Here is an 11,947-nt window from a genome sequence, read left to right as displayed (position 1 = left end):
TGCGCAGTATCTCCGCGGGGACGACCCCGCTTCTGCGGAGCCACACCATGTACTGGTTCGTGCTTGTTCTGGCGGGTCTGTTCGAGATCGCCTGGGCCGTTGGCCTGAAATACACCGAGGGCTTTACGAAGCTCATTCCCAGCGTACTGACGGGCACCGCCATGCTTATCAGCATCGTGTTGCTGGCGTATGCGACTAAGAAACTACCTCTGGGTACCGCTTACGCGGTATGGACCGGCATTGGCGCGGTCGGTGCCGTTACGCTCGGGATCATCCTGTTCGGTGAGTCCGCGCAGCCGTTGCGACTGCTTTGCGTTGGGTTGATCGTGGTGGGGATTCTGGGGTTGAAGCTGACTGCTTGAGCCTGGCAAGAGCATCGCCGCTGAAGCGGCTCCTACTCGGAGCATCGCCGATGAATCGGCTCCTACATGGAGCATCGCCGATGAATCGGCTCCTACACGGAGCATCGCCGGCATAGCCGGCTCCCACATTTCGGCTGTATGTGGGAGCCGATTCATCGGCGAAAGGTGCTCGCGTAAACCCACGGGTGATCAAGGCACCCGCCAGCCAATCAAAACTCCGGATTGGCCGTCGTATCCTTCTTGACCCGCGGCGCCACCAACGGCTCGCCATTCACCACGAACCACACGTTCTCGGCGATGTTCGTCGCATGGTCACCAATGCGTTCGATGTTCTTCGCCATGAACAACAGGTGGGTGCACGGCGTGATGTTGCGCGGATCTTCCATCATGTAGGTAAGCAGGGCGCGGAAGACCAGGGTGTATTCCTCATCCAGGCGCGCGTCGGCTTTCCACACCTCGTAAGCGGCCTCGGCGTCCTGCTCGTGGTACGCCTTGAGCACATCGCGCAGCTCTTCTATAGCGAGCTCGGCGAGATTCGCCAAGCCACCGACAACGGCGATCGGCGCCACGCGGCTGAGCGGAATGGAACGCTTCGCCACGTTGGCGGCATAGTCGCCAATGCGCTCGATATCCGCGGCAATACGCAGCGCGGCGAACACGTTGCGAAGATCGCCGGCGATCGGTGCGCGCAGGGCGAGCAGGCGGACGACGTCCTGGCTGATTTCCTGCTCGAGCGCGTCGATGGCTTCGTCGTTGTCGACGACGCGCTGGGCGGCGCGCTCGTCACGACGCTGGACCACGTCGATGGCGGCTTCGAGCTGGGCAACGGCGAGCTCGCCCATCTTGACGATTTCGCCGGTGAGGCGCTTCAGTTCGTCGTCATAGCTCTTGATGATGTGCTGGTGCGGAGTGTTCATCGCATGCCTCGAATGGGGGGCTTAGCCGAAACGGCCGGTAATGTAATCTTCGGTCTGCTTTTTGTTCGGCTTGGTGAAGATCTTCTCGGTCCGGTCGAACTCGATCAGCTCACCCATGTACATGAAGGCGGTCATATCCGAGCAGCGTGCGGCCTGCTGCATGTTGTGGGTGACGATGACGATGGTGAACTGGCTCTTGAGCTCTTCCACCAGCTGCTCGATACGGCTCGTGGCGATCGGGTCGAGCGCCGAGGTCGGCTCATCGAGCAGGAGCACTTCCGGCTTCAGCGCGATACCGCGCGCGATGCACAGACGCTGCTGCTGACCGCCGGAGAGACCTAGCGCGCTCTGCTTGAGCTTGTCCTTGACTTCATCCCAAAGCGCGGCGCCACGCAGGGCCTGTTCCACGCGGCCTTCCATGTCCGTGCGGTTGAGCTTCTCGTGGTGGCGAATGCCGTAAGCCACGTTCTCGAAAATGGTCATCGGGAACGGCACCGGCTTCTGGAACACCATGCCGACCTTGCTGCGCAGGCGATTGAGCGAGTACTTCGGGTCGAGGATGTTCTCGCCGTCGAGTACGATCTCGCCGCTGGCGCGCAGGCTCGGATAGATCGCATAGATACGGTTGAAGATGCGCAGCAGGGTGGACTTGCCGCAGCCGGACGGACCAATGATGGCGGTGACCTTCTTCTCCGGCACATCCATCGCGATGCTTTTCAGCGCGTGGAATTCGCCGTAATGGAAGTTGAGGTCGCGCACGGTCATCTTCGCCGGCACCTGGCCGAGATCGACGCCCGACTCATGCGGCGAGGTTCCGAAACCCGGCTTGGAGGCGACTTCGTTCATGTTAGTCATGGGACACCTTGGAGCGCGAGAATACAAAGCGGGCGACGAGGCTGAGCGCCAGCACGAACATGGTCAGGACGAACGCGCCGGCCCAGGCGAGGGTATTGATGTCCGGGCTCGGGTCCTTCGTGTAGTCGTAAATGACCTGGGGCAGGCTCGGCATCTTGTCGAGCGGATTGAATGTCATGAAGTTGTTGCCGAAGGCCGTGAGCAGCAGCGGCGCGGTCTCACCGCTGATGCGTGCAAGGGCCAGCAGCACACCGGTGACGATGCCCGAACGCGCGGCGCGGATCAGGATCTGCACCGTGAGCTTCCACTGCGGCACACCGAGCGACAGTGCGGCTTCGCGCAGCGTACCGGGCACCAGCCGCAGCATCTCGTCGGTGGTGCGGACGATGACGGGCAGGGCGATCAGGGCCAGCGCGATACCGCCGGCGATGCCGGAGAACGTCACGTCGCCATTCGTCAGCCACTGCGAGGGCAGCACGATGATCGTATAGACGAACAGGCCCAACACGATCGACGGCGCCGACAGCAGGATGTCGTTGAGAAAGCGGATGGTGGGCCCGAGCCGCGAGCGGCGTGAATACTCAGCCAGCCATGTACCCGCCATCACGCCGATCGGCGTGGCGATGAGAATACCGATCACGTTGAGGATCAGGCTGCCGACCATCGCATTGGCCAGGCCGCCTTCCTCGCGGTACGCGGTGATCTTGGTGAACAGGGCAGGCTTGAGGCCGGCAATGCCCTGGCTGAGCGTCTCCCACAGGATCCAGGCCAGGAAGAGCAGGCCGATGCCGGTGGCGGCCACGCTGAGGATCATGGCCAGGACGTTCTTGATGCGGCGCGTTGTATACAGCGAGGCGGACATCAGGAGCCCTCCTTCGTCGCCAGGCGGCGGAGCATGAGGCGAGCGATCAGCAGCACGATGAAGGTCACCACGAAGAGCAGGAACGCGATCGCCATGAGCGCCGACTTCTGCAGGCCCTCGGCTTCACCGAACTGGTTGGCGATGGTCGATGCGATGGTGCTGCCGGTTTCGAGAATCGACGGCGTGAACTTGAAGGTATTACCTATGACGAAGGCGACCGCCATCGTCTCGCCGAGCGCGCGGCCCAGGCCGAGGAAAATCCCGCCGATCACGGCCGTGCGGGTGTAGGGCACGACGATGTCCCAGACCACTTCCCACGTGCTGGAGCCCAGCGCGTACGCGGATTCCTTCAGACGGGTCGGTACGGTCTGGAACACTTCGCGCATCACCGAAGAAATGAACGGGATGATCATCACCGCGAGCACCAGGCCTGCGGTGAAAATGCCGGCGCCGAAGAACGGGTATTCGCTGGAGAAGAACTTCGCGATGAACGGCACGTGCTGCACCAGCCACGAAACCTGGCCATCCGGCGGGTCCGCGCTGAAGTGGTTCATCAGCCACGGCTTGATCGTGGTGGCCACGAACGGAGCGAAGATGAAGAGGCCCCACATGCCGTAGATGATCGACGGGATGCCGGCGAGCAGTTCGATAGCGGAGCTGACCGGACCGCGCAACCAGTTGGGTGCGATCTCGGTAAGGAAGAGGGCGATGCCGAAGCTGACCGGCACGGCGAAAACCAGCGCGATGAGCGCGGTGAGCACGGTGCCCATGACCGGCACGAGCGCGCCGTACTGGTTGTTGGTCGGATCCCACGCGGAACTGGTAAGGAAACCCCAGCCGAAGGTGGCGAACGCATCACGACCCAGCCACAGGGTGGACGTCGCGGCGCCGATCAGGGCAATCAGGACGAGCAGTGCGCAGGCCTTGAGCAGCCCGGCGAACAGGCGGTCATTGCGCGTGTCCCTCGCGTTGCGTGCCGCTTCCTCCGCACGTGCGGTGGTGGGAACGTTGCTGCTGACGGTCGCATGCATGATGAGTGCGTTTCCCCGGGCCTATGCAAAGTTGTGGGTCACCGCTCCCGAGGGAGCGGCAACCCGGTTTCCTACTCTGGCCCGCTTATATGTCAGCCGGCCTGTCGAGAAGGATCAGTTCTTGTACTCGGCAGCCCAGTAGGCTTCGATCTGCTGGACCAGCGGCGCCGGCAGGGGGACGTAGTCGAGCGAGGCAGCCTGCGGCTGGCCGTTCTCAAGCGACCACTTGAAGAAGTCGAAAGCCACCTTGGTGTGCGAGGCATTCTTGGACTTCTTGTACATGATGATCCAGGTCGTCGCCGTGATCGGCCATGCCTGGTCGCCCGGGGCATTGGTCATGATCAGGTTGAAGTCCTTGGCCGACTTCCAGTCGGCCGTGGCCGCGGCGGCGGCAAAGGTCTCGGCGCTCGGCTCGACCCACTTGCCGGCAGCGTTCTGCATCTGCGCGTAGGAGATGGCGTTCTTCTTCGCGTAGGCGTATTCGACGTAACCGATCGAGCCCGGGATCTGGCGAACGTACTGCGAGACGCCTTCGTTACCCTTGCCGCCCACGCCGGCCGGCCATTCGACGGCCGTGCCGAACTTCACCTTCGACGCCCACTCCGGGCTGACCTTCGAAAGGTAGTTGGTGAAGTTGAACGAGGTGCCCGAACCATCCGAGCGATGCACGACGGTGATCTTCACATCGGGAATCTTCACGCCCGGGTTCAGGGCGGCGATGGCCGGATCGCTCCAGCGGGCGACCTTGCCCAGGTAGATGTCGGCGAGGATCTTGCCGTCCAGCTTGAGCTGGCCGGCAGCGATACCCTGCAGGTTGACGACCGGCACGATGCCACCGACGACCGAGGGGAACTGGCCCAGGCCGAACTTGGTGAGGTCTTCGGCGCTCATCGGAGCGTCGGAGGCGCCGAAGTCGATGGTGCCTTCCTTGATCTGGGCGATACCGGCGCCCGAGCCGACGGACTGGTAGTTCAGCTTGTTGCCGGTCTTCTCGGCGTACGTGGCGGACCACTTCGACAGAACGGGGTAAACGAAGCTCGAGCCGGCGCCCGTGATGTCGGTGGCCTGCGCGGACATGCCGAACAGCGAAGCAGCAACCAACGCGGCGATGCAGAGTTTACGAGTGAACACGGTGTAGTCCTCGGAAGAATGAGTGTCAGGCGAAGCCCGCCCGGGGCTGTATTCCAGCCCTGCCGTGTTGCAATGAGACGTACTGAATGTTTCAACGCGATGACAGCCGCCTTTTTGCTGTCATATTCAGGAACTTACGAAACGCCTCAAACGGCGATCGGGGTCGCCTGGTCGCGCTCGAAGAGCTCCAGCCGGCGCCAGCGGTTCACGATTTCGCAGAACAGCTCAGCGGTGCGCTCGGCGTCGTAAATGGCCGAATGGGCTTCGCGGGTGTCGAAGGCGAGCCCGGCGGCGATCACGGCCTTGCTCAGCACGGTCTGGCCGTAGGCCAGGCCGCCGAGGGTGGCGGTGTCGAAGCAGCTGAAGGGGTGGAACGGGTTGCGCTTGTGGCCCACCCGGCGCACCGCCGCATTAAGGAAGGCGAGGTCGAAGGCCGCGTTATGGCCGACCAGCACGGCGCGCTGGCACTCAGCGGCCTTCACCGCCTCACGCACCGCATTGAAGATGTGGTCCAGCGCCTGGCGCTCGGGCAGGGCACCACGAAACGGGTGGTCGGGGTCGATGCCGGTCACTTCCAGGGAGCGGGGGTCGATATTGGCGCCCGGAAAGGGTTCCACGTTCGCCGCCACCGCCGGCTGGGGCACAAGAAGGCCCGAAGGCTCCATCTTTACCGCGACCACGGCGATTTCCAGGAGCGCGTCCCGTTCGGAGTCGAAACCACCGGTCTCGACATCCACGATCACGGGAAGGAAGCCCCTGAACCGCCCGGCGATCGCCGTAGCGGTGCTGTTACTCGTCGTATCCATACGCGAAGGATATCAGCCCGGGGCCTTATGAGGCGCTCGCGTTAAGCGGATGTACTCGTGTCGTCGTTCTGTAACAAAAAAGGCATGGAACGGTAAAGGCCACGGCTCATCCTTCGCGCCGTTGGCCCCGCTTGAGGTTTTTCGGACAGAAAGATCTCAGGAGGGGGACAGGGGAAAACACTTAATCCATACCTAGCGGAGAAATCCCATGCGTTCCAAGTTGCTCACGGTGGCCATCGCTGCCGGTCTGGGCGTGACGAGCTTCTCGGCCATCGCCGCGACTTCCAAGTCGCAGCCGCCGGCTCGTGTCACGGTCGACGCCGCCACCCTTCAGCAGCTGCAGGCGCAGCTGGCCGCGCTCCAGGCCCAGGTCGCCGACCTGCAGTCCAAGCAGGAAGCCCAGGCTGACGCGCAGGTCGAGACGGCCAAGGCCGTCAATGACGTCCAGGTTGCTGCTACCAAGCCGACCGAAGACCTCTCGAAGAAGCTCGATGCGCTGAACAAGATCGTCGACAACACGAAGATCGGCGGCACGATGTTCTTCGATGCGACCAACCAGGACCACAAGGAAGCGACGGGCATCAACAGCTCGGCCAAGAAGGACGGCCACGGTTCCACGAACGGCACCGGCTTCGACGTCAAGCGCTTCTACCTGACCGTCGACCACAAGTTCAACGACACCTGGTCGGCCAACCTGACCACCGACTTCAGCTACCAGTCGGCGATTGCGTCCACCAGCCTGTTCGTGAAGAAGGCCTACGTGCAGGGCAAGTTCGATCCGCTCTTCACGGTCCGCTTCGGTGCGGCCGACATGCCCTGGATCCCGTTCGTCGAGAAGTGGTACGGCTACCGCTATGTCGAGAACACCATCACCGACCGTTCGTTCGAAGGTGGTCGTAGCGGTGGTACCGCAACCGCCGGCGGCGTTGGCGCCTTCGGCAACTCGTCCGATTGGGGTGTCCACGCCCTGGGCGCGACGACCGGCGACAACTCGGTCAACTACCAGGTGTCCGTGGTCAACGGCCGTGGTTACCGCAACCTGAGCCGCTCGAAGAGCGTCGATACGGAAGCCCGCTTCGGCTACTCGCCGATCGAGCAGATGGTCATCGCCGTCGGTGGTTACTCCGGCAAGCGCGGCAACGAAACCGAAGGTGGTGCTCCGACCCGCACGGCGACCCGCGGCGACGCGCTCGTTGCCTGGCGTGACTCGAACTTCGGCGCGGGTGTGGAGTATTTCCACTCGCAGAACTGGGACGACATCCTGAAGTACGCCGGCACCGGTCCGGGCGTGGGCGCTGCGGCGGGCACGACCAAGGACAAGGCCGACGGTTACTCGGCGTGGGCTGACTGGCACTTCTACGACCAGTGGGCTGTCTTCGCTCGCTACGACAACCTCGATTACAAGTACAACAACCTCGTCCAGGTCGAAGAGAAGATCAAGGACAAGTACTACAACGCCGGCGTCTCGTACGACGTGCTGAAGAACCTGAAGCTGGCGCTCGTCTATAAGCACAACAAGCTGGACGGCCCGTTCGCAACCCCGTACCACTACAAGACCGACGAAGTGGGTTTCTGGGGCATGCTGACCTTCTAACGAGCATCGGAACGGAGTTCTCCTCAAGGACGATCAAACGGCGGGCGCGAGCCCGCCGTTTTCTTTTGTCTGCGAATCGTCTCAGAGACGTGTGATCCGTCTGGACGTCTATTTCCTGAATCGCGGACGCCGTGTTCTCCTCCGGGAAGCGGTGCAACCCCTTGCGGCCCAATGCCTTCAGGATTGCAATAGGCAGAAGTCTGAATTTGCTGCGTCGCCGCACTTGCGATTGTCACAATGCCTCGCGTAGGTTCGGCGACATGGTTACGTCAACGACATCCTCCCTGCGCCGCTTCGCGAGCACGTTCTTCGTGTTCATCGCGTTGTTCGTCGCTTGCATGGGTGTCCAGGCCGTACCTTGCGACCGCGACACGGGCCACGACAGTGTCGCCGGGTATGTCGCGGCACTGGTGGCCGACGATGGCTCCCAGTCGACCGAAGATGACACCTTGCCGTCGCTCGAAGACAACAGCGGCGGCCTCGATGACACCTTCGACGTGCCTACCGAGCACGCCATGAGCGTGCCGCGCCTTGTCGCCGCCGGCCATCTCCATGTGGTTCCGGCCCCGCACGCGCATCACCCCAGCCTCGACCTGCGTCCTCCCATCGCCTGATCGAAGGCCGCGTGCGCATCCAGCGTGCGCCTCGTAACACCGAACCCCTTTCCCCCCGCGTGCCGACATGAGTCGGCCGCCAGCGAGCGTGCGCGCTCGCCCCCTTATCCTCGCTAAAGAGAGAGAATTGCCATGGAACGTCTCATCCAGGGTTTTGAAGAGTTTCGTCGTGACATGACCTCGGAGCACCGCGAACTGTTCGCGCGCCTTGCTTCGGGCCAGACCCCGCACACCATGTTCATCACCTGCGCGGACTCGCGCATCATGCCGGAGCTGATGTTCAACGCTCAGCCGGGTGACCTCTTCGTCTACCGCAACGTGGGGAACATCGTTCCCCCGTATGCACAGCATGTGAGCGGCGTCGTCGCCGCCATCGAGTACGCGGTCACCGCACTCAACGTGCAGCACATCGTCATCTGCGGCCATTCCGACTGCGGTGCGATGAAGGCCCTGCAGAATCCCGCCGCGCTCAAGGGCAAGCCGTCCGTCGAGCAGTGGCTGAAGCACGCCGATGTCGCCCGCTATGTGGTCGAGAAGAACCGTCCGACTATCCATGGCGCCGAAGGCCTGCGGTACCTCACCGAGGAGAACGTCGTGGGCCAGCTGGAAAACATGCGTACCTTGCCGGCCGTTGCGGCCGCCATGGCCAATGGCAGCCTGCGTATCCACGGCTGGATCTACGACATCGCGCAGACGGAGATCACCGCCTTCGACCCGATCGAGGGACGCTTCCGTCCGCTGGACTCGAAAGATTCGAACGTGCCGGATGCCACCCCGCACGCGCGTTTCTCGACCCCGCTGCCGATCGCGTCTGCCGCTTAACCCAGGAAGCTTTTCATGCGCGCTTATTTTTCCCAGGGCCTGTTTGGCCGCGACCTCCTCGGATCGGTGGTCGTTTTTCTTGTCGCCCTGCCGTTGTGCATGGGTATCGCGATCGCGTCGGGCATGCCGCCCAGCGCGGGGCTGATATCCGGCATCGTTGGTGGTCTTATCGTCGGCGCCATCGCCGGCTCGCCGCTGCAGGTCAGTGGGCCGGCGGCGGGCCTCGCGGTCCTGGTCTTCGAACTGGTGCGTGAGCACGGCGTGGCCGCCCTCGGCCCCGTCGTGCTGCTGGCCGGCCTGATCCAGGTCGTCGCCGGCCTGTGCAAGGTGGGTGTGTGGTTTCGCATGACCTCGCCGGCCGTCGTCGCCGGCATGTTGTCCGGTATCGGTATCCTCATCGTGGCGTCGCAGTCGCATGTACTTCTCGACGCCATTCCCAAGGCGCGCGGCCTGGAGAACTTCGCCGCGCTCCCCGCCGCGGCGTGGGAGTCGGTGACGGGCGCGGCCGAAGGGCAGGCACCTGCCGCCCTGATGATTGGGCTGGGCACCATTGCGATCATGCTGTTCTGGGAAAAATTGCGGCCTGCGAAGTTGCGCTTCGTTCCGGGCGCGTTGCTCGCCGTGGTGGCCATGACGGCGGCGGCGCAGTTCGGTGGTTTCGACGTCAAGCGTGTGGATGTTCCGGCCAACCTGTTCGCAGCGGTGACCCTGCCGAGCATGGGCAGCCTGTTCGGCCTGTTCGACTCGTCGTTGTTGGTCGCAGCGGTCACGTTCGCTTTCATCGCCAGTGCGGAAACGTTGCTCTCAGCGGCGGCGGTCGATCGCATGCACAACGGTGCTCGCACCAACTACGATCGTGAATTGACCGCCCAGGGCGTGGGTAACATGATCTGCGGCGTCCTTGGTGCCTTGCCGATGACCGGCGTGATCGTGCGTAGCGCGGCGAATGTGCAGGCTGGCTCGGCCACCCGCATGGCGGCGATCATGCACGGTGCCTGGTTGCTGGCCTTCGTCATGCTGCTGCCGTGGCTGATGCAGATGACCCCCGTGTCATGCCTGGCCGGCATCCTCGTCTATACCGGCGTGAAGATGGTCAACCCGAAGCAGATCAAGGATCTCGCCGCCTACGGCAAGGGCACCGCGGCGGTCTATGTGGCGACCACGGTGGCTATCGTCGCGACCGATCTGCTCACCGGTGTGATCGTCGGCTTCGGCCTGTCGCTGTTCCGCCTTGCACTGCTTTCTTCGAAAATGCGTATGGACGTGGAACATCATGAGGAGCCTGGTAACGCCACGCTGCACATCGAAGGCTCGGCCACGTTCCTGAAGGTACCTAGGATGGCGCGCACGCTGGCAACGGTGCCGCCGAATACGCGCCTGAGTGTGGTGATGGATCGCCTTCACCACGTGGACCAGGCATCGCTGGAATTGCTGCGCGAATGGGGCCAGAACGCGTCCAAGCGCGGCTGCGAGCTGGTGGTCGACTGGAAGGAGCTGAACCGGCGCGTTGAAGGTTCCAGGCAAGCGGCCTAGCGCCAGCCGTTGTAGGAGCCGATTCATCGGCGATATGTGGGAGCCGCTTCAGCGGCGATGGGTGCTCGCGACATCCTGGCCGCTGCCGCGGGATCGCCGCTGAAGCGGCTCCCACATCGCCGGCATAGCCGGCTCCCACAAGAATCGACAAGCCGGCCTCAGTCCGGTTTTGTTTTTTGCTTGTACGCACAAAGATCGATGATCGCGCAGTTCGGGCATTCCGGTTTGCGCGCCTTGCACACGTAGCGCCCGTGCAGGATCAGCCAGTGATGTGCGTCCTGGATGAATTCCTTGGGGATCACCTTTTCCAGCTTGTCCTCGACCTTGCGCACATCGGCCCCAGGTGCCAGGCCGGTGCGGTTGGCGACGCGGAAGATATGCGTGTCGACCGCGATGGTGGGCTGGCCGAAGGCGGTGTTGAGCACGACGTTGGCGGTTTTTCTTCCTACGCCAGGCAGCTCTTCCAGGGCTTCGCGTGACTGCGGGACCTCGCCGTTGTAGCGGTCGACCAGGATCTGGCTCATGGCGATGAGGTTCTTCGCCTTGTTGTTGTAGAGCCCGATGCTGCTGATATAGGTCTTGAGCTTGTCGAGGCCGAGATCGAGGATTTTCTGTGCCGTGTTCGCCACGGGGAACAGCTTACGCGTGGCCTTGTTCACGCCGACGTCCGTGGCCTGGGCCGAGAGCGCCACGGCGGAGAGCAGTTCGAACGGGGTGGTGTATTCGAGTTCGGTTTTCGGATGCGGATTCAGCTCGCGAAGACGGCTGAACATCTCGACGACATTGGCCTTCTTCACGGGCTGTCCTTTTTTCGCGCCTTGGCGCGCGCGAGGGCTTCGAGCACGGCGTTGCGCGCGGTGGGGGCTGCGACATCCGTCTTGCTCGTGGCAAGTTGTGCTTCGCGTGCGGCGCGCTCGCGGCCGAGACGCGCTTCACGACGCACGAAGCGAATGCGCGCGGCATCGGCATGGCCGCGGTCGTCCGCCTGTGCGAGCGGCATCGGGTCCAGCGTGATGCAGTCGACGGGACAAGCGGGAACGCAGAGTTCGCAGCCCGTGCAGAGGTCGTCGATTACCGCGTGCATCATCTTTGCTGCGCCAACGATGGCGTCGACCGGGCAGGCCTGGATGCACTTCGTGCAACCGATGCAATCCGCTTCGACGACGCGAGCCAGCGTACGCGGCTTCTCGATGCCGCGGGATGTGTCCAGCGGAACGACGGGGCGGTCCAGCATGGCGGCAAGACGCTCGATGCCGACATGACCACCGGGAGGGCAACGGTCGATGCCTGCTTCGCCCTTGGCGATGGCGTCCGCGTAAGGGCGGCACCCATGGAAGCCGCACTGCTCGCATTGGGTCTGCGGAAGCAGTGCGTCGATCCGGTCGGCGAGCGTTGGCGTCATGGCTGGCGCGTTGCCGAA

13 protein-coding genes are annotated in these 11,947 nt (G+C 63.3%); 5 read left to right on the top strand and 8 right to left on the bottom strand.

The window, feature by feature from the left end; all coding sequences use genetic code 11:
• Positions 1-47: 47 nt before the first annotated feature.
• Complete coding sequence (gene sugE, locus C8J98_RS10360) at positions 48-362, top strand: quaternary ammonium compound efflux SMR transporter SugE (protein WP_063571070.1); 315 nt, start codon at positions 48-50, stop codon at positions 360-362.
• A gap of 209 nt (positions 363-571) precedes the next feature.
• Here the strand turns inward: sugE and phoU are convergent, their stop codons facing one another.
• The 6 genes from phoU to rnt all read right to left on the bottom strand — a co-directional run bounded on the left by phoU (position 572) and on the right by rnt (position 5,964).
• Positions 572-1,279, bottom strand: a complete 708-nt coding sequence (phoU, locus tag C8J98_RS10355) for a phosphate signaling complex protein PhoU (RefSeq protein WP_107913132.1) — start codon at positions 1,277-1,279, stop codon at positions 572-574.
• A 21-nt stretch (positions 1,280-1,300) separates the two neighbouring features.
• Positions 1,301-2,044: a phosphate ABC transporter ATP-binding protein PstB gene (gene pstB / locus C8J98_RS10350; protein WP_233260206.1), complete on the bottom strand. Its 744-nt coding sequence runs from the start codon at positions 2,042-2,044 to the stop codon at positions 1,301-1,303.
• An 82-nt stretch (positions 2,045-2,126) separates the two neighbouring features.
• Entirely contained in the window at positions 2,127-2,996 is an 870-nt protein-coding gene (gene pstA / locus C8J98_RS10345; protein WP_107913130.1) for a phosphate ABC transporter permease PstA, read from the bottom strand.
• On the bottom strand, positions 2,996-4,027 hold the full coding sequence (gene pstC / locus C8J98_RS10340; RefSeq protein ID WP_107913129.1) for a phosphate ABC transporter permease subunit PstC: 1,032 nt from the start codon (positions 4,025-4,027) through the stop codon (positions 2,996-2,998). Before pstC ends, pstA begins: the two co-directional genes overlap by 1 nt.
• 114 nt (positions 4,028-4,141) lie before the next feature.
• The gene (pstS, locus tag C8J98_RS10335; RefSeq protein ID WP_255417735.1) at positions 4,142-5,158 is read right to left on the bottom strand and encodes a phosphate ABC transporter substrate-binding protein PstS; all 1,017 of its coding nucleotides are present in this window, start codon (positions 5,156-5,158) and stop codon (positions 4,142-4,144) included.
• A 146-nt stretch (positions 5,159-5,304) separates the two neighbouring features.
• Positions 5,305-5,964, bottom strand: coding sequence for a ribonuclease T (gene rnt, locus C8J98_RS10330; protein WP_107913128.1), 660 nt, complete (start codon positions 5,962-5,964; stop codon positions 5,305-5,307).
• Positions 5,965-6,172: 208 nt separating this feature from the next.
• Between rnt and C8J98_RS10325 the strand changes: the two genes are divergently transcribed.
• From C8J98_RS10325 to C8J98_RS10310, 4 genes are all read left to right on the top strand, one after another.
• Positions 6,173-7,558, top strand: coding sequence for a porin (locus C8J98_RS10325; RefSeq protein WP_107913127.1), 1,386 nt, complete (start codon positions 6,173-6,175; stop codon positions 7,556-7,558).
• Positions 7,559-7,818: 260 nt separating this feature from the next.
• A complete protein-coding gene (locus C8J98_RS10320) occupies positions 7,819-8,172 on the top strand; it encodes a hypothetical protein (protein WP_107913126.1) in 354 nt (117 codons plus the stop codon).
• A gap of 132 nt (positions 8,173-8,304) precedes the next feature.
• Complete coding sequence (locus C8J98_RS10315) at positions 8,305-8,994, top strand: carbonic anhydrase (protein ID WP_107913125.1); 690 nt, start codon at positions 8,305-8,307, stop codon at positions 8,992-8,994.
• Positions 8,995-9,009: 15 nt separating this feature from the next.
• On the top strand, positions 9,010-10,527 hold the full coding sequence (locus tag C8J98_RS10310; RefSeq protein ID WP_107913124.1) for a SulP family inorganic anion transporter: 1,518 nt from the start codon (positions 9,010-9,012) through the stop codon (positions 10,525-10,527).
• A 158-nt stretch (positions 10,528-10,685) separates the two neighbouring features.
• Here C8J98_RS10310 and nth read toward each other — a convergent pair whose 3' ends face one another.
• Both nth and C8J98_RS10300 read right to left on the bottom strand, forming a co-directional pair.
• Positions 10,686-11,324: an endonuclease III gene (nth, locus tag C8J98_RS10305; RefSeq protein ID WP_199229877.1), complete on the bottom strand. Its 639-nt coding sequence runs from the start codon at positions 11,322-11,324 to the stop codon at positions 10,686-10,688.
• Positions 11,321-11,929, bottom strand: coding sequence for an RnfABCDGE type electron transport complex subunit B (locus C8J98_RS10300; protein ID WP_107913123.1), 609 nt, complete (start codon positions 11,927-11,929; stop codon positions 11,321-11,323). Before C8J98_RS10300 ends, nth begins: the two co-directional genes overlap by 4 nt.
• Between the last annotated feature and the right edge of the window lie 18 nt (positions 11,930-11,947).

This window comes from Luteibacter sp. OK325, from assembly GCF_003050935.1.
Taxonomy (GTDB): domain Bacteria; phylum Pseudomonadota; class Gammaproteobacteria; order Xanthomonadales; family Rhodanobacteraceae; genus Luteibacter.
This window is presented reverse-complemented; position numbering and strand designations above follow the sequence as displayed.